The organism is Bradyrhizobium sp. DOA1 (assembly GCF_001593325.1).
Lineage (GTDB): Bacteria > Pseudomonadota > Alphaproteobacteria > Rhizobiales > Xanthobacteraceae > Bradyrhizobium.
Genome location: NZ_JXJM01000001.1, coordinates 1,453,862 through 1,470,398 on the forward strand (window position 1 = coordinate 1,453,862; position 16,537 = coordinate 1,470,398).

The following is a 16,537-nucleotide window of genomic DNA, read 5'->3' on the forward strand; positions in this document are numbered from 1 at the left end:
GTCGCGGCCGCCGTGGAAGAGCAGGGCGCAGCCACGCGGGAAATCTCCCGCAACGTGCAGCAGGCTGCCCAGGGCACCCAGCGCGTCTCGACCAATATCGGCGACGTGCAGCGCGGCGCCTCCGAGACCGGCTCGGCCTCCTCGCAGGTGCTCTCGGCGGCGCGGTCGTTGTCGGCCGACAGCAATCGCTTGAAGATCGAGGTCGAGAGGTTCCTCGAGACGGTCCACGCCGCCTGAGTTCTAAAAGCAAGAGGCCACGCGCATGCGCGTGGCCTCTAACAACGTCCCGGCGCGATCAGGCCACCTTGGTGGTCATGTGCTTGAACATATTGGCTCGCGCCTCGTCGTCCATCTCGGCCTTGAAGGTGAACTTGTCCTTCAGCGCGACGGCGCGCGCGGCCGCCGGCCGCGCCGAGATCTCGTCCACCAGCCGCTTCACGTTCGGGTACCGCGTAAAGGCGTCGTCGCCGAGCTTGAACGGTACCATCCGCGCCCAGCCCCACAGAGCCATGTCGACGATCGAATAGCTGTCGCCGACCATGTATGGGCGGCCTTTGAGGTGACCGTCGAGAATCCTGTAGTGGCGGTCGGTCTCGTACTGGTAGCGGTTATGGGCGTAGTCGTGGTTCTGCTCCTTCGGCGCGAAGTGCTTGAAGTGCACCGCCTGCCCCGAATACGGCCCGACGCCGGTCGCAACGAACATCAGCCAGGACAGCGTCTCGCCGCGCACGCTGGCGGCGGGCAGGAACTTGCCCGTCTTCTCGGCGAGATAGAGCAGGATGGCGTTCGAGTCGAACACGATGGTGCCGTCGTCGTCGATCGCCGGCACCTTGCCGTTCGGATTGATCTCGAGGTAGTCCGGCGTGAACTGCTCGCCCTTGCGGGTATCGATCTTCACCGGCTCGTACGGCAGTCCCGCCTCTTCGAGATAGAGCGCGACCTTGGTCGGGTTCGGCGATCCGTTGAAATAGAATTTGAGCATCGATCTCCCCAATGTTGTTGCCGAGAGCACGGTGTCATTGCCGCAGCCTCCTCCTTGCCCGAACCCGCTCCGGGAGAGCAACCGGCGAGTTTGCCGGGCGGTGTCTGCGCGCTGCGCAGATCAGGAGGCGTAACAAAGCCCGATGGCCGCCGTAACGACCATCGCCGCGCCCACGGCCTCGAGCCGCAGTCCGAGCCTCGCGGCGAGATGCATGTCCGACGCACGCGCCTTGCGCTCCGATCCGCGCGCGTAGCCGTGCACGATGACGTCATGGTTGAAATTATCGTGCGCCTCGTTGCTGCTGGCGAGTCCGACGCAGACCACGAGCACGCCGAACAGGGCGAGGCCGAAGAAGCCCAACAGCGCGATCAGGAACATCGGAAACATGCCGAGCAGGAAGATCGGCAGCAAAGGCACCAGCAGCAATGTCTCGGACTGTCGTCGCATGGGAGCCGGACCGGGACGGGACTGATCGGTGAAATCTAGTCCTGCCTGGCGCCTCCTTCAAGATGCCGTAGGGTAGGCAAAGGCGCGGAGCGCCGTGCCCACCGGCACTGCTTCCATCTGGATGGACGGGGATGGTGGGCACGCTTTCGCTTTGCCCACCCTACGAGATCGCGAAAGCCGCTACTCGGCCATGCCGGCGCGGATCTCGGCGCGGAGTTCGTCGATCAGCTTGAGACCCTTCTTGGTCTCGACGTGCCAGAAGGTCCAGCCGTTGCAGGCCTGCGAGCCTTGCGCCACGGCGCCGATGCGATGGATCGAGCCGACCTTGTCGCCCAGCATGATGGCGCCGTCGGCGCGCACCAGGGCGCCGAGCTTCTTCTTGGCGTCGAACAGTTTCGTGCCGGGCATGATCATGCCGCGCTCGATCAGTTCGGAGAACGCGACCCGCGGCGCTTCGCGCGCGGTCATAAACGGGGCGAGGCTCGCTTCCGGCAGCGGCTCCACCGCGGCGATGCGCGCTTCCGCGGCCTTCGCATAGGTCGTGTCGCGCTCGAAGCCGATATAGGAGCGGCCGAGGCGCTTGGCGACAGCGCCGGTGGTGCCGGTGCCGTTGAAGGGATCGATCACGAGATCGCCGGGCTTGGAGGAGGACAGCAGCACGCGCGCGAGCAGGCCTTCCGGCTTCTGCGTCGGATGCACTTTCTTGCCGTCGGCGCCCTTGAGGCGCTCCTCGCCGGTGCACAGCGGGATCAGCCAGTCGGAGCGGGCCTGCACGTCCTCGTTGGCGGCCTTCAGCGCCTCGTAATTGAACGTATAGCCCTTGGCCTTCTCGTCGCGCGCGGCCCAAATCATGGTCTCGTGCGCATTGGTGAAGCGGCGGCCGCGGAAATTCGGCATCGGGTTGGTCTTGCGCCAGACGATGTCGTTCAGGAGCCAGAAGCCGAGGTCCTGCATGATGGCGCCGACGCGGAAGATGTTGTGATAGGAGCCGATCACCCAGATCGTCGCCGACGGCTTCATCGCGCGGCGTGCGGCAAGCAGCCAGGCGCGGGTGAAATCGTCATAGGCGGAGAACGAATCGAACTTGTCCCAATCGTCGTCGACGGCGTCGACATGGGATTCGTCGGGGCGCTTCAGGTCGCCCTTGAGCTGGAGATTGTAGGGCGGATCGGCGAACACGAGATCGACCGAACCAGCCTGAAGCTTCGACATCTCGGCGACGCAATCGCCGAGGATGATGCGATGCGAGGCGGACTCAAAATTTGTGCGGGGCGCCCTTGCAGACGCCCCGCGACGCGACTCTACCATGACTCAAGAACTCTGACTCAGGCGACGCTGTCGGCGACGCGGGACCAAACAACCGACTGACCGTTACATTGAAGCGGCAAAGTAAAAATCGACTTAACCCGCCGCTTTCGTGGGCAACACTCGCATCGCGTTCTGCGTGCATGTCGTCGTGCGCATACGCCGTGTTTTACAGTGTATTTCGCGGTTGATTGCGTTGCGGAAGCAATCAGGCCTCCAAAAAGGCTGCAAATTTCTCTCGGAAAAAATTGCTCGACCCTCGGAAAAATTTGCTGGCACCGGCATGCTGTCGCACTAGGCAATTTTTGCCGGCCACGATATTGATAAAAGCAACGGAAATTTTACGTGTGTGGCGCGTTGAGCTTTGGCGTCGATGCGCGCCGACGAACTTGAACCAGGGACCCCGAGGGGAAGGCCGCCATGCGTTACGATGACTTCCGCCGCAGCGACGACATCGAGGATCGTCGCGACGAAGGTGGTGGCTTTGGCGGCGGCGGAGGCGGCGGGTTCGGCCTGCCCATGGGCGGCGGCGGGCTCGGCATCGGCACCATCATCATCCTCGGCCTGGTCGGCTACGCCTTCGGCATCGACCCGCGCATCCTGATCGGCGGCGCCGAGATCCTCACCGGCGGCGGCCATGCGCCGACCTACCAGACCGATCGCCAGTCCTCTTCCGGCAAGCGCGGCGCGCCCACCGACGAGATGGGCAGCATGATCTCGGGCATCCTCGGCGAGATCGACGATCGCTGGACCGAGATCTTCCAGGCCAACGGCCAGACCTATACCGGTCCGAAGATCGTGCTGTTCCGCAACGCCACCAATGGCGGTCGCTGCGGCATGGCGCAGTCGGCGATGGGCCCGTTCTATTGCCCGCCGGACCGCACCATCTTCCTCGACACCAGCTTCTTCCGCGAGGTCGAGACGCGCTTCCGCGGTTGCTCCGGCAAGTCGGCGTGCAATTTCACCACGGCCTACATCATCGCGCACGAGGTCGGTCATCACATTCAGAATCTGCTCGGCATCATTCCGCGCGTGACACGCCTGCAGCAGCAGGCCGGCAGCAAGGCCGAAGCCAATGCGCTTCAGGTGAAGGTCGAGTTGCAGGCCGACTGCCTGTCCGGCGTCTGGGTCAACCGCGAGGCCAAGAAGCGCCCGAACTTCCTCGAGCCCGGCGACATCGACGCCGCCCTGTCCACGGCGAGCGCGATCGGGGACGATACGCTGCAGCGCCAGGCCACGGGACGCGTCGTGCCGGATTCCTTCACCCACGGCTCGGCGGCGCAGCGCAAGCAGTGGTTCATGACCGGCTATCAGCAGGGCACGGTGCAGGCCTGCAACACGTTCGGCGGTGGGCAATAGCAAAGTCTCGTGCCCCGGACGCGGCGCAGCATGGAATGCTGCGCCGCTGAGCCGGGGGCCCACAGCCTCGGTTTCAAGCAAATGGGTCCCGGCTCTGCAAAGCAGCGCTTACGCGCTGCATCGCGTCCGGGACACAAGAGGATAAAGCACAATGGCCTCCATCGACGAGACAAAGCAGTTCATCCCGCTCAACATCGCGGTGCTCACGGTGTCGGACACGCGCGCGCTCGCGGACGACAAGTCGGGCCAGACGCTGGCCGATCGCCTGACCGAGGCGGGCCATCAGCTGGCCGCGCGCGAGATCGTCACCGACGATGTCGAGGCGATCCGCGCCGTGATCCGCCGCTGGATCGCGGATGCCGGCGTCGATGTCGTCATCACCACCGGCGGCACCGGCTTTACGGGACGCGACGTTACGCCGGAGGCGATCGAGCCGCTGTTCGAGAAGCGCATGGACGGCTTCTCGATCGCGTTCCACATGCTGAGCCATGCCAAGATCGGCGCGTCGACGATCCAGAGCCGCGCCACGGCGGGCGTCGCGGGCGCGACCTATATCTTCTGCCTGCCCGGTTCGCCCGGCGCCTGCCGCGACGGCTGGGACGGCATCCTCAAGGCCCAGCTCGACTACCGCACGCGGCCCTGCAATTTCGTCGAGATCATGCCGCGGTTAGATGAGCATCTGCGAAGGCCGAAGGCGCAGGGCGCGACGGTTTGAACACGAGCTGGCGCGGATCATGTTGATCCGCACACGGACGATTAGAGGAGCGAACGATTCGCATTTATGTGCCCTCGCCCCTTGTGGGAGAGGGCAGCTCCGCTGGTAGACACGAGCTCGCTTGGGTGAGGGGTTCTCTCAGCGCACGCCGGGTGGATAGATACCCCTCATCCGGCGCTTCGCGCCACCTTCTCCCACAAGGGGAGAAGGAAGTAAGTGCCTCGATCAGTTAGAGATCTCGCTCCCACGTCTCCCCAACCAAATCCTGTCCGAAGCTGTGATGCGGCTCGGTGGCGACGAGCTCAAAGCCCGCACTCTTGTAGATGCCGCGGGCGGCAACCAGGATGCTCTGCGTCCACAGCGTCATCCTGCTGTAGCCTCTCTCGCGCGCGCCCTGGATGCATTGCTCGACCAGCGCGCGGCCGACGCCGAGCCCGCGCGCTTTCTTCTCCACCTGCAACAGGCGCAGCTTGGCGACCCTGTCGCTGGCCTTGACCAGAAAGACCGAGCCGACGGGCTCGCCGTCCACTTCCGCGATCCAGCAGTGCTCGCGCGCCGCGTCGTAGTTCCTGATGAACTGCGCGCAGATCTCGGCGACCAGCGCCTCGTAGCTGACGTCCCAGCCGTAGTCCGCAGCGTAGGCGGCGCCCTGTCGCGAGATGACCCATCCCATGTCGCCCACGCGGTGGCTGCGCAGCATGAAAGCCGCGGGCTGGGATCGACGTTGCTCCAGCACGGCCTCGATGGTCGCCATCGCCTGCGTCAGCCGCGTTGCATCGTCGGCCGAAAGCGGAGCCAGCATGGCCGCGACCTCGTTGTGCGAGCCCAGGTTCAGCTTTGCGAAGGTCTGGCGGCCCTTGGCGGTGAGGCTGAGCTGGTATTGCCTGCGATCGGCGGGCAGGGGCCTTCGCGTGATAAGCCCCTTTTCGTCGAAGCTTTGCACGATGCGGCTGAGATAGCCGGGGTCGAGACCGAGCTCGTTGCCGATCTCCTTGGCTGCGATGTCATCCCGATGGGCGAGCTCGTAGAGCACGCGGGCCTCGCTGAGCGAGAACGGGCTCTGTCCAAGGTGCTGGTCGAGTACGCCGAGCTTGCGGGTATAAAAGCGGTTGAAGGCGCGAACCGCTGCGATCTGGTCGTCGATACCGTTCATTACCATGAGATCACCTCGATACTTGCCATTGTCAAATAATTATTTGACTTTGGCAAGTACCTGGCGCCCTCACCCGGCCATGACGATCCGGCTGCGCAGCATGGTGCGGGATGAGCGCCCGAGCCGGCGGAGCAGCCGTGCCTCGGCGCGGCGGGCCTGCGGTGGGTATCCGCCGAGCCGGTCATAATGATCGCGCGCGATCAAAAGCCCCTGATCGCCGAGCGGGCCCACGAGCTTGCGGGCCACGGCGCGGAGAATGTCGCGGACTCCGGTGTCGGCATAAGGTGAGCGCGCATAGCGAAACACCGCCGCGCGATCCCGCCCGCTCGCCGAGACGGCCTGGATGAACTGGGTGGTCTCCTCGATCCAGCCGGTCTCCAGCACAGCGCCGGCCGGCAGGAACATCAGCCACGGCGAACGGGCCTGGCGTGCGCCGGCGGCGAAGGCGGCAGCTTGGGAGGATGGCTCGATGCCGATGAAACGGCAACCGGCAACGTCGGCGACGCGTTCGATGACGCCATTGCCGGCGCCATCGACCAGGAGGACCTCGCGGATGATGCCGGCAGCCGCGCCGGGAACGAGCGCGGCCAGCGTTGCGACTGCCGTCTGCTCGACGCCCTCGGTTGGAATGATGACGCTCAGCATGATTGAGACTTCAATGTCTGCAATTCGGGAGAAGCGTAGCTCTTCATGATGTTGTCATAAACACGTGACGCTGCCGAGTGCAACTTTCCGGCGGTGCCTCGGCATGCAATGGTAAACTCCGTCGTAGCCGAATATGTCGTGCGCAGGATGAGATTCTGCCGAATGTTTCGGCACGAGTTCATCCGGACCGTATTAATCCGGACGACCGTGGAACGACCGGGCTCGTTTGCAATCGTACAAGGAATGCATCGGCTACAACGCACCGGCGAACGGGAAGAGCATACGATTTGTGCCGACGGAGGCTTTGCATGAACGCCGATCACCTTGCCGCCAGCGCCGCAGCCGCAACGCCGAAGCAGGACGCCGCGCCGACGTTGCGGATTCGCGCGCTGATGCTCGGCGACCGCATCAACGCTTCCGGCCTCGAGCTCGGCACGTTGGTGTCCTCGACGCCGGCCGCCTTCCGCGTCCATGCCGGCCTCGTCGTGATCTTCCGCTACGGCGTCGTGGTGCTGATCGGTCTTTTGCCTTCGGAGGAGAAGGTCGTGATCGACAGTCTGAAGCCGCGCGTGATCGGCGAGCTCAGCCCCTCTGAGGAGGAGACCGCGCAGGCGCAGCTCTGCAAGGATGAGAATGCCGAGGCGATCCAGCCGGGCGGTCCGATCTGCCTCGCCAAATTCTCCGACGACCGCCTGCTCCTGATCGCGGACGCGCTCGCCAAGAGCACCTCGCTGGCGCGCGACGAGCGCCGCGTCGCTGCCGTCTTCGACGTGATCGAGCCGTTCGCGCGCATGCTCGCCGAGCAGGGCCGCACGCCGCCCGGCCGCAAGGGCATCCTGCAACTGATCGGAAACGCGCTGCTGGTGCAGCAGCGCGTCGCCGGCCGCGTCGCCGTGGCCGAAAAACCCGACGTGCTCTGGGAGAAGCCCGAGCTAGATCGGCTCTATTCACGTCTCGAGGACGAGTACGAGCTGAAGGAGCGCCTCGACACGCTCGAGCGCAAGCTCGCGGCCGTGTCGGAGACCGCGAATGCGCTTACCGACATCATCGACACAAGGCGCTCGCTCCGCCTCGAGATCGCGGTGGTGGTGCTGATCGTCATCGAGGTCGTGATTAGCTGTTACCAGATATTGACGGGCACGCATTAGTTCGGACTGCGCATTCTTGTGCCCTCTCTCCTTGCGGGAGAGCAGCAGTGCCAGGTGCCTATCTCATCATGATCGCAACACTGCCGCGCAATGCCGCGCGATCGTCAGTTCCTCGTTCGTCGGAACGATGAACACCTCGACGCTGCTATCGCCCCGGCTGATGCGCTCGCGCCCCGCATCGTTCGCAGCGGCATCGATGCGCACGCCGAGCCAGCCAAGACGCTCGCCGATCGCGCTGCGGATCTCCTTGGCATGCTCGCCGATGCCGCCGGTGAAGACCAGGCAGTCCAGTCCACCGAGCGTGGCCGCCATCATCGCGATCTCTTGCGCCGCGCGGAGGACGAAGAGGTCGATTGCTTCGCGCGCAGCAGCCGTGTCGCTCCCGAGCAGTGTGCGCACGTCCGCGGAGAGGCCGGAGACGCCGAGCAGGCCTGACTGGTGATAGAGAAGATGCTGGACCTGCTCGACCGACATGTTCTCGTGCTGCTGCAGATAGAGCAGCACGCCGGGATCGATCGTGCCGCAGCGCGTGCCCATCACGAGGCCGTCGAGCGGCGTCAATCCCATCGTGGTGTCGACGCTGCGGCCATCGCGCAGGGCGCACAGGCTCGCGCCATTGCCGAGATGGGCGATGACGGTGCGCTTTGCGACGAGGTGCGGCGCGATCTCGGCGAGGCGCCCGGCGACAAATTCGAAGGAGAGGCCGTGGAAGCCGTAGCGACGGATGCCGCGCTGCTCCAATTGCCTGGGAATTGCGAAGCGGCGCGCCGTCGGCGACAGGCTGTGGTGGAAGGCGGTGTCGAAGCAGGCGACCTGCGTCAGATCCGGCCGGATCGCCTTGATGCTGCGGACCGGCTCCAGACAACGCGGCTGGTGCAACGGGGCCAGCGGCGCCAGTGCCTCCAGCCTGGCGTAGACATCCTCCGTCAGGACGACCGGTCCGGAATAGTCCGGCCCGCCGTGGACGATGCGGTGACCAACGGCGTACAGACGGTGTGCGCCGAAACGCTTCGCAATGAAGGCCAGCACATCGCCGAACAGATGACCGCTGTCCCCATGCGACGCATCCTTCCGCGTCTCGAACAAATCCTCGCCCGCCGGGCTCTTCACCACGAGCCTGGGCGTTGCCTCGTGCTCGTCGAGCAGGCCGTTGCAGAGCAGGGCGGGGCCGGATGCCGCGAGCTCGAACAGGCCGAACTTGATGCTCGACGATCCCGCGTTGAGGACAAGGACCGTGTCCGACATGGCTTCAGTCGCCGGCTTCGGCCGGCGTGTTGCCGCCGGCGCTGTTCGGCCAGACCCAGCCCTGAACCTCCGGCATGTCCTCGCCGTGCTCGCGGACATAGCGGGCGTGCTCGATCAATTTGTCGCGGAATTGCTGTTTGACCTGCGCAGCCCTGGTCGCGAGACCAGGCACGCGCTCGATCGCCTCGATGGCGAGATGATAGCGGTCGAGCTTGTTGAGCACGACCATGTCGAACGGTGTCGTCGTGGTGCCTTCCTCGGCAAAACCGCGCACATGCATGCCGGCATGGTTGGTGCGGTTATAGGTCAGCCGGTGAATGAGGTAGGGGTAGCCGTGATAGGCGAAGATGACAGGCTTGTCCGCTGTGAACAGGCCGTCGAAGTCGCGGCCGGAGAGGCCGTGCGGATGCTGTTCCCTCGGTTGCAGCGTCATCAGGTCGACGACGTTGACGACGCGGATCTTCAGGTCCGGCAGCGCCTTGCGCAGGAGGTCGACGGCGGCGAGCGTCTCCAATGTCGGCACGTCGCCGGCGCAGGCCATCACGACGTCGGGCTCTGCGTTTGCATCCTCCGTGCCGGCCCAGCTCCAGATGCCGATGCCGGCATCGCAATGCGTGGCCGCATCCTGCATCGACAGCCATTGCGGCGCCGGCTGCTTGCCGGCGACGATGACGTTGATGCGGTTGTAGGTGCGCAGGCAGTGATCGGCGATCCACAGCAGCGTGTTGGCGTCCGGCGGGAGATAGATGCGGACGATGTCGGCTTTCTTGTTGGCGACGAGGTCGACGAAGCCGGGGTCCTGGTGGCTGAAGCCGTTATGGTCCTGGCGCCAGACATGCGAGGTCAGGAGATAATTGAGCGAGGCGATCGGGCGGCGCCACGGCAACTCGCGCGTCACCTTCAGCCATTTGGCGTGCTGGTTGAACATGGAATCGACGATGTGGATGAAGGCCTCGTAGCAGGAGAAGAAGCCATGCCTGCCGGTGAGCAGATAGCCCTCGAGCCAGCCCTGGCAGAGATGCTCGCTCAGAACCTCCATCACGCGGCCGTCCTGCGCGAGATGCACGTCGTAAGGTTCGGTCGGCTCCATCCATACGCGTTTGGTGGCCTCGAACACCGCGTCCAGCCGGTTTGACGCGGTCTCGTCCGGGCCCATGATGCGGAAGTTGCGTTCCTTGGCGTTGAGGCGGATGACGTCGCGCAGGAATTTGCCGAGCTCGCGCGTGGCTTCGGCGATGACGCCGCCGGGCTGCGGCACCTCCACGGCGAAGCTGCGGAAGTCCGGCAGTTTCAGCTCTTTCTTCAGGAGCCCGCCATTGGCGTGCGGATTGGCGCCCATCCGCCGCGGGCCGTCGGGTGCCAGCGCCTGAAGCTCGGGAATCAGTGCGCCGCTCGAGTCGAACAGCTTGTCCGGCTCGTAGCTGCGCATCCAGTCTTCGAGCACTTTGAGGTGCGCCGGGTTGTCGCGGCAGCCTGAAACGGGAACCTGGTGCGCACGCCAGAAGCCTTCGACCTTCTTGCCGTCAACCTCTTTCGGCCCGGTCCAGCCCTTGGGACTGCGCAGCACGATCATCGGCCAGCGCGGCCGCTCGATCGTCGTGCGTCCATCGCGGGCATGCTGCTGGATCGAGCGAATGCTGGCGAGCGCCACGTCGAGCGCGTCCGCCATGGACTGGTGCATCAATCTGGGATCGTCGCCTTCGACGAACAGCGGCTCGTGGCCGAAGCCGCGGAAGAGATTGCGAATTTCCTCGTCCCGCATCCGCCCGAGCACGGTGGGGTTGGCGATCTTGTAGCCGTTGAGATGCAGGATCGGCAGCACCGCCCCGTCATGCGCCGGATTCAGGAACTTGTTGGAGTGCCAGGACGCAGCGAGCGGACCGGTCTCGGCCTCGCCGTCGCCAACGACGCAGGCGACGATCAGGTCAGGATTGTCGAATCCGGCGCCATAGGCGTGCACCAGCGCATAGCCGAGCTCGCCGCCCTCGTGGATCGACCCTGGCGTCTCGGGCGCCGCGTGGCTCGGAATGCCGCCGGGGAAGGAGAACTGCCTGAACAGCTTTCGCAATCCGTCCGCATCGCGGGCGATGTCGGGATAGATCTCGCTGTAGCTGCCTTCGAGATAGGTGTTGGCGACCATGCCCGGGCCGCCATGGCCGGGGCCGCAGATGTAGATCACGCTGAGGTCCAGCGCGCGGATCACGCGATTGAGATGGGCATAGATGAAGTTCAACCCGGGCGTCGTGCCCCAATGGCCGAGCAAGCGCGGCTTGATGTGCTCGGGCCGAAGCGGCTCGCGCAGCAGCGGATTGTCGAGCAGGTAGATCTGCCCGACGGAAAGGTAGTTCGCAGCGCGCCAATAACGATCGAGCAGATCGAGGTCGCTGCTCGCCGCTCGCGATTGTTGTTGATTTGTCATGTTGTTGCCGACCTTCACCCAGCGATCGTCACCAACTTTGTTCCGGCGCGATCGATCCGTGACGGGCATCAAACGAAATCGGGGTGACGCGGGTGTTGCGGCAGGTCAAAGGCGTGCGGCCCGCAATGTGGGCGCTACTGTGCATGGGGTTGTTTTAACGCTTTTTGGGTTTGTGTTCTTGATTTGTTCCGGGCTCGTGCTATCTTCGCGTCATGAGTCCAGCATCCTCTCATGCTCTCAAGCACCCGCCGGTCAAGGCGCCCTCCGAGCCGGCGGGTGCGGACTCTGATTTACCCGCGGACTTTCCAGAACTTGGCGTCGCCATCGACCGCACGCGCAGGCGAGGGCGGGGTGCCCAGTCCAACGCCAGCGGCCGCTATGAGGCCGAAGCGCGCGTCGTCTTCGACGATGGCTGGCAGAGCCTGGAAGAGCTGCCGCCGTTCAAGACCAGCGTCGCCGTCGACACCTCGCGCAAGGTGATCACCCGCAACGATTCTCCCGACATCGGCTTCGATCGCTCGATCAATCCCTATCGTGGCTGCGAGCACGGTTGCGTCTATTGTTTCGCGCGGCCGACCCACGCCTATCTCGGCCTCTCGCCCGGGCTCGATTTCGAGTCGAAGCTGTTGGCCAAGCCCGAGGCGCCGGCGCTGCTGGAGAAGGAACTCGCCGCGTCCGGCTATGAGCCGCGGATGATCGCGATCGGCACCAACACCGATCCCTATCAGCCGATCGAGCGCGAGAGGAAGATCATGCGCGGCATCCTCGAAGTGCTGGAGCGCGCCGGGCATCCCGTCGGCATCGTCACCAAATCGGCGCTGGTGGTGCGCGATATCGACATGCTCACGCGGATGGCCAAGCGCAATCTTGCCAAGGTCGCGATCTCGGTCACCACGCTCGATCCGAAGCTCGCACGCACCATGGAGCCGCGCGCCGCGACGCCGCCGAAGCGGTTGGAAGCGCTGAAGCAGCTCTCGGAGGCCGGCATCCCGACCACGGTGATGGTCGCACCCGTGATCCCCGCGCTGAACGATTCCGAGATCGAGCGCATCCTCGATGCCGCCGCCCATGCCGGCGTCAAGGAAGCCGCTTACGTGCTGCTGCGGCTGCCGCTGGAGGTGCGCGATCTCTTCCGCGAATGGCTGATGGCGAACTATCCCGACCGCTATCGTCACGTCTTTACGCTGATCCGCGACATGCGGGGCGGCCGCGACTACGATGCGAAATGGGGCGAGCGGATGAAGGGAACCGGCCCGATGGCCTGGACCATCGGCCGCCGCTTCGAGATCGCCTGCGACCGGCTCGGCCTCAACAAGCGGCGCTCCAGGCTGACCACTGATCACTTTGCGCGGCCAAAGCGGAACGGCGATCAGCTGAGCCTGTTCTGACCGGAGAAGTGGAAGAGCTCGCATGGCCAAGGAACTCATCGTGCCGGTACCGCGGCTCACCGTGATTACGTTAGGTGTGAGCGACATCCGCACCAGCATCGCCTTCTACGACGCGCTCGGTTTCTCGCGCCGGATGAAGGCAACCGGCGAAGCCGTCGCCTTTTACGATACCGGCGGTCCGGTGCTTGCCCTGTTTCACTGGGATCAGCTTGCGGCTGACGCCACCTTGCCGGACAAGCCGCGGCCGCAGGCCTTCCGCGGCATGACGCTCGTCTGGAATTGCCGGACACGCGAGGAGGTCGATACCGTACTGGCTTTCGCGGTCAGCAAGGGAGCGCGGCTGCTGAAGGCTGCGGGTGAGACCGATTACGGCGGGTATTGCGGCTATTTTTCAGATCCCGACGGTCATGTCTGGGAGGCCGTGGTCGCGCCCGGCATCGAGGTGGGTGAAGACCGACGGGTGCATCTGGCAGCGTAGGGCCGGCCTGAATAACGGGAATTATCCCGGGTTCCCGGTTGCGCTGGCCCGGCCGGTTGCGCACGATCCCGGCCATGATTCGGGACAAGTCTGTCAGGAAGCCGGCCAGGGCCGCACCAGCAAAGGATGCTGCGACGAAGGCTACGCCTGGCAAGGCGGCCAAAGCTTTGGCTGGCAAGAAAGGCATCATCGCCATCGCGCCGCCGAGCTTCCGACGCGAGCGCGCGCTGATCAAGCGCGGCGTCTGGCCGGTGGCCGGTTGCGACGAGGCCGGCCGCGGCCCGCTCGCCGGTCCCGTGGTGGCGGCGGCGGTGATTCTCGATCCCGATCGTATCCCGCGCGGCATCGACGATTCGAAGCGGCTGACCGCCGAGGAACGCGAAAAGCTGTTCGACAAGATCTGCGCCACCGCGCAAGTCTCGGTTGCCGTCGCCTCGCCTTCGCGGATCGACCGCGACAACATCCTGCGCGCCTCGCTATGGGCGCTCAAGCGCGCGGTGGTGGCTTTGCCTGAACGGCCCCGGCACGTGTTCGTCGACGGCCGCGACCGGCTCGACACGGAGTGCGACTGCGAGGCCGTGATCGGCGGTGACGGCATCGTGCTGTCGATCGCGGCGGCATCCATCGTCGCCAAGGTCACCCGCGACCGGCTGATGTGCGCGCTGGCGCAGGACTGTCCCGGCTACGGTTTCGAGCAGCACAAGGGCTATGCCGTCCCCGAGCATCTCGACGCACTCGACCGTCTCGGCCCCTCCATTCACCACCGCAGCTTCTTCGCCCCCGTCGCCGCCGCCCGCGCCAAGCACATGCCGTGGACGGTCGAGCCGGTGCACGACCTGTTCTCGGTGACCGAGGTCGAGGTGCGGGTGGAGGCGAGCGTCGAGACCAGTGCCGCCGCAAATCTCTAGCTGATCCCGGTACAACTTCTCATTCGTCATGGCCGGGCTTGACCCGGCCATCCACGTCTTCTGCTGCCGCTCCGAAATACGTGGATGCCCGGGACAAGCCCGGGCATTACGACGTGCGGCGGTTGCCACGACCCGCAGCGCCCTTTATCAAATCAGATGTGAGCGAATAGGGCCGGCTGGACGGGTTGGCTGCATCTTTCGGACGTTGCATGCGGTTTACCTCCCTGGTCATCGAGCTCATTCGCGCCCGGCCGCGGCTGATCGTGTGGATCGCCGTGCTGCTGCAGGCTACGATGTGGCTGTTCATCGCGCTGGTGTTCTACCGCAGCCCGCCCGGCACCCTTGCGACGCTCCTCGCCTTCGGCCGGGAGTACCAGGTCGGCACCGATCTCGGTCCGCCCTTGCCGATCTGGCTGGCCGACATCGCCTATCGCGCCGCCGGCGGTCACATGTTCGGCGTCTATGTGCTCGCCCAGCTCTGCGAGATCGCGACCTTCATTGCGCTCTATTATCTCGCGCGCGCCGTGGTCGGCTCGCAGCAGGCAGTGCTCGCCGTGCTCTTGACCATGACGGTGCTGGCCTTCTCCTCGCCTGCGCTCGATTTCGGCCCGCTGGTGCTGGCGCGGCCGCTATGGGCGCTGTTGCTGCTGCACTCCTGGCAGATCATCGGCCAACGCCGCGGCAATGCCTGGTTCGCCTGGTCGATCGAGGCTGGCCTCCTGTTGCTCACGACTCCTGCGGCGATCTTCCTTCTCCTGCTGATCGTCGCCTTCGCGGTTTCGACCGCCGGCGGTCGCAGGACGCTGCGCGGGCTGGATCCGCTGTTCGCATCGATCGTGGTCGCCGTGCTGGCGCTGCCCTACGCGGTCTGGCTGATGCGTGCCGAGACGTTGACGCTGCCGGCCTTGCCGCAGGCCTCCGAGCTCAACGCCCGCGCGCTGCACGCAGCCTGGCTGCTTGGTGGCCTCGTGCTTGGCGCGGCGGCGATCCCCGCATTGACTTTCCTCAACACCGGCCTGTTTGCCGGCAAGGGCGAGGAGCCGCCGATCATCTACCGGCCGCCGATCGCGCCGCTCGCGCGCAATTTCGTCTATTTCTTCGCGGCCGCGCCCGCACTCGGGGCGGTGCTGATCTCAGGCTTGCTCGGGCTGGAATCCGTCGTCGGCGGCGCCGCCGTTGTGCTGTTGATGTCGGGCCTCGCCGTGGTCGTTGCCGCCGGCGATCTGATCGCGATGCGCCGCGCGCGAATGCTGCGCATGGTGTGGGCCGCCGCGGTCGTCGCGCCTGCCATCGGCGTCGTGCTCGCCGTCCTGCTCATGCCCTGGACCGGCACCGGGGAAATCGCGACCTCGATACCGGCGCGCGCGATCGCGGATTTCTTCGACGAGAGCTTCGCGCGTCGCACCAACCAGCGCCTGCGCGCGGTCGCCGGCGAGACTCAGCTTGCGAGCCTGATCACACTGCATTCCGGCCGGCCGCATCTGTTCATCGACGCCGATCCTGCGCGCACGCCGTGGATGAACCAGACCAAGTTCAGGGAGACCGGGGGCGTCGTGGTCTGGCGCGCTTCCGACACCGCCGGTACCCCGCCGCCGGAGATCCTGAAGCGCTTCCCCGACATCGTGCCGGAAGTCCCGCGCGCCTTCGAATGGCTGGTCACCGGCCGCCAGCAGCTTTTGCGCATCGGCTGGGCCATCGTGCGGCCGAAGGGGACGTAGCGCGCTCTCTCGGTCGTCATTGCGAGGAGCTCTTGCGACGAAGCAATCCAGGATATCTCCGCGGAGGCACTCTGGATTGCTTCGCTGCGCTCGCAATGACGGGGATGGAACGTCACGCGCCTTGTGCCAGCGCCTTCGCGATCGACCGCAGATCCTGCCACGCCAACCGCTTGTAGGCCGGCGAGCGCAACAGATAGGCGGGGTGAAATGTCGGCAGCGCGCGGATGGTGCGCTGGCCGGTGTCGTAGTCGAACCAGCGTCCGCGCGTGCGCATGATGCCGTCGCGCGTCGACAGCAGCGTCTGCGTCGAGGGATTGCCGAGCGTCACCAGCACATCCGGATTCACCAGCTCGATCTGACGCTGGATGAAGGGCAGGCAGATCTGAGTCTCCTGCGGCGTCGGCGTGCGGTTGCCGGGCGGCCGCCAGGGTATGACGTTGGCGATGTAGGCGGTGGTGCGGTTGAGACCTATGGCGCCTATCATCAGATCGAGCAGCTTGCCGCTGCGGCCGACGAAGGGCAGCCCTTCGATGTCCTCGTCGCGCCCCGGTGCCTCGCCGACGAACATGACGCGCGCCTTTGGATTGCCGTCGGCAAACACCAGCCGCGTCGCGGTGTGCTTCAGCG

General features: G+C 65.4%; 15 protein-coding genes and 1 pseudogene. 8 read left to right on the forward strand and 8 right to left on the reverse strand.

Features of this window, described 5'->3' with window-relative positions:
- Positions 1 to 237 (forward strand): annotated as a pseudogene (locus tag SE91_RS06725) (methyl-accepting chemotaxis protein); the annotation flags it as partial.
- Positions 238 to 295: 58 nt separating this feature from the next.
- On the opposite strand, the gene SE91_RS06730 reads toward SE91_RS06725, so the two are convergent.
- From SE91_RS06730 to SE91_RS06740, 3 genes are all read right to left on the reverse strand, one after another.
- Positions 296 to 982 (reverse strand): glutathione S-transferase family protein, encoded by a 687-nt coding sequence (locus tag SE91_RS06730; protein WP_061847021.1) that lies wholly within the window; start codon positions 980 to 982, stop codon positions 296 to 298.
- Between the two features lie 120 nt (positions 983 to 1,102).
- Positions 1,103 to 1,429 (reverse strand): hypothetical protein, encoded by a 327-nt coding sequence (locus SE91_RS06735; RefSeq protein ID WP_061847022.1) that lies wholly within the window; start codon positions 1,427 to 1,429, stop codon positions 1,103 to 1,105.
- A 180-nt stretch (positions 1,430 to 1,609) separates the two neighbouring features.
- Complete coding sequence (locus SE91_RS06740) at positions 1,610 to 2,737, reverse strand: site-specific DNA-methyltransferase (protein WP_061847023.1); 1,128 nt, start codon at positions 2,735 to 2,737, stop codon at positions 1,610 to 1,612.
- Positions 2,738 to 3,154: 417 nt separating this feature from the next.
- On the opposite strand from SE91_RS06740, the gene ypfJ reads away from it, so the two are divergent.
- Both ypfJ and moaB read left to right on the forward strand, forming a co-directional pair.
- Positions 3,155 to 4,093: a KPN_02809 family neutral zinc metallopeptidase gene (gene ypfJ, locus SE91_RS06745; RefSeq protein WP_060736737.1), complete on the forward strand. Its 939-nt coding sequence runs from the start codon at positions 3,155 to 3,157 to the stop codon at positions 4,091 to 4,093.
- Positions 4,094 to 4,244: 151 nt separating this feature from the next.
- Positions 4,245 to 4,808 (forward strand): molybdenum cofactor biosynthesis protein B, encoded by a 564-nt coding sequence (moaB, locus tag SE91_RS06750; RefSeq protein WP_060736736.1) that lies wholly within the window; start codon positions 4,245 to 4,247, stop codon positions 4,806 to 4,808.
- A gap of 229 nt (positions 4,809 to 5,037) precedes the next feature.
- Here moaB and SE91_RS06755 read toward each other — a convergent pair whose 3' ends face one another.
- Entirely contained in the window at positions 5,038 to 5,967 is a 930-nt protein-coding gene (locus SE91_RS06755) for a bifunctional helix-turn-helix transcriptional regulator/GNAT family N-acetyltransferase (protein ID WP_061847024.1), read from the reverse strand.
- Positions 5,968 to 6,030: 63 nt separating this feature from the next.
- Positions 6,031 to 6,606 (reverse strand): glycosyltransferase family protein, encoded by a 576-nt coding sequence (locus SE91_RS06760; RefSeq protein WP_008565021.1) that lies wholly within the window; start codon positions 6,604 to 6,606, stop codon positions 6,031 to 6,033.
- A 308-nt stretch (positions 6,607 to 6,914) separates the two neighbouring features.
- Here SE91_RS06760 and SE91_RS06765 point away from each other — a divergent pair, with 308 nt between their 5' ends.
- Positions 6,915 to 7,754 carry an RMD1 family protein gene (locus SE91_RS06765; RefSeq protein WP_061847025.1) on the forward strand — a complete coding sequence of 280 codons (840 nt, stop codon included), beginning with the start codon at positions 6,915 to 6,917 and terminating at the stop codon, positions 7,752 to 7,754.
- Between the two features lie 66 nt (positions 7,755 to 7,820).
- On the opposite strand, the gene SE91_RS06770 is transcribed toward SE91_RS06765, so the two are convergent.
- Both SE91_RS06770 and SE91_RS06775 read right to left on the reverse strand, forming a co-directional pair.
- The gene (locus SE91_RS06770) at positions 7,821 to 8,999 is read right to left on the reverse strand and encodes an acetate/propionate family kinase (protein WP_061847026.1); all 1,179 of its coding nucleotides are present in this window, start codon (positions 8,997 to 8,999) and stop codon (positions 7,821 to 7,823) included.
- A 4-nt stretch (positions 9,000 to 9,003) separates the two neighbouring features.
- On the reverse strand, positions 9,004 to 11,418 hold the full coding sequence (locus SE91_RS06775) for a phosphoketolase family protein (protein WP_061851018.1): 2,415 nt from the start codon (positions 11,416 to 11,418) through the stop codon (positions 9,004 to 9,006).
- Between the two features lie 212 nt (positions 11,419 to 11,630).
- Here SE91_RS06775 and SE91_RS06780 point away from each other — a divergent pair, with 212 nt between their 5' ends.
- From SE91_RS06780 to SE91_RS06795, 4 genes are all read left to right on the forward strand, one after another.
- Positions 11,631 to 12,806 (forward strand): PA0069 family radical SAM protein, encoded by a 1,176-nt coding sequence (locus tag SE91_RS06780; RefSeq protein ID WP_061847027.1) that lies wholly within the window; start codon positions 11,631 to 11,633, stop codon positions 12,804 to 12,806.
- A 22-nt stretch (positions 12,807 to 12,828) separates the two neighbouring features.
- A complete protein-coding gene (locus SE91_RS06785; protein ID WP_061847028.1) occupies positions 12,829 to 13,284 on the forward strand; it encodes a VOC family protein in 456 nt (151 codons plus the stop codon).
- Between the two features lie 74 nt (positions 13,285 to 13,358).
- Positions 13,359 to 14,192: a ribonuclease HII gene (gene rnhB, locus SE91_RS06790; RefSeq protein WP_061851019.1), complete on the forward strand. Its 834-nt coding sequence runs from the start codon at positions 13,359 to 13,361 to the stop codon at positions 14,190 to 14,192.
- Positions 14,193 to 14,401: 209 nt separating this feature from the next.
- Entirely contained in the window at positions 14,402 to 15,910 is a 1,509-nt protein-coding gene (locus SE91_RS06795) for a glycosyltransferase family 39 protein (protein WP_061847029.1), read from the forward strand.
- A 112-nt stretch (positions 15,911 to 16,022) separates the two neighbouring features.
- Here SE91_RS06795 and SE91_RS06800 read toward each other — a convergent pair.
- On the reverse strand, positions 16,023 to 16,537 hold a 515-nt coding region (locus SE91_RS06800; RefSeq protein WP_197489435.1), incomplete at its 5' end, for a uracil-DNA glycosylase.

Excerpts from the sequence above, each read along its gene's own strand:
- SE91_RS06730 (WP_061847021.1), bottom strand. The coding sequence starts at position 982 with ATGCTCAAATTCTATTTCAACGGATCGCCGAACCCGACCAAGGTCGCG.
- SE91_RS06735 (WP_061847022.1), bottom strand. The coding sequence starts at position 1,429 with ATGCGACGACAGTCCGAGACATTGCTGCTGGTGCCTTTGCTGCCGATC.
- SE91_RS06740 (WP_061847023.1), bottom strand. The coding sequence starts at position 2,737 with ATGGTAGAGTCGCGTCGCGGGGCGTCTGCAAGGGCGCCCCGCACAAAT.
- ypfJ (WP_060736737.1), top strand. The coding sequence starts at position 3,155 with ATGCGTTACGATGACTTCCGCCGCAGCGACGACATCGAGGATCGTCGC.
- moaB (WP_060736736.1), top strand. The coding sequence starts at position 4,245 with ATGGCCTCCATCGACGAGACAAAGCAGTTCATCCCGCTCAACATCGCG.
- SE91_RS06755 (WP_061847024.1), bottom strand. The coding sequence starts at position 5,967 with ATGGTAATGAACGGTATCGACGACCAGATCGCAGCGGTTCGCGCCTTC.
- SE91_RS06760 (WP_008565021.1), bottom strand. The coding sequence starts at position 6,606 with ATGCTGAGCGTCATCATTCCAACCGAGGGCGTCGAGCAGACGGCAGTC.
- SE91_RS06765 (WP_061847025.1), top strand. The coding sequence starts at position 6,915 with ATGAACGCCGATCACCTTGCCGCCAGCGCCGCAGCCGCAACGCCGAAG.
- SE91_RS06770 (WP_061847026.1), bottom strand. The coding sequence starts at position 8,999 with ATGTCGGACACGGTCCTTGTCCTCAACGCGGGATCGTCGAGCATCAAG.
- SE91_RS06775 (WP_061851018.1), bottom strand. The coding sequence starts at position 11,418 with ATGACAAATCAACAACAATCGCGAGCGGCGAGCAGCGACCTCGATCTG.
- SE91_RS06780 (WP_061847027.1), top strand. The coding sequence starts at position 11,631 with ATGAGTCCAGCATCCTCTCATGCTCTCAAGCACCCGCCGGTCAAGGCG.
- SE91_RS06785 (WP_061847028.1), top strand. The coding sequence starts at position 12,829 with ATGGCCAAGGAACTCATCGTGCCGGTACCGCGGCTCACCGTGATTACG.
- rnhB (WP_061851019.1), top strand. The coding sequence starts at position 13,359 with ATGATTCGGGACAAGTCTGTCAGGAAGCCGGCCAGGGCCGCACCAGCA.
- SE91_RS06795 (WP_061847029.1), top strand. The coding sequence starts at position 14,402 with ATGCGGTTTACCTCCCTGGTCATCGAGCTCATTCGCGCCCGGCCGCGG.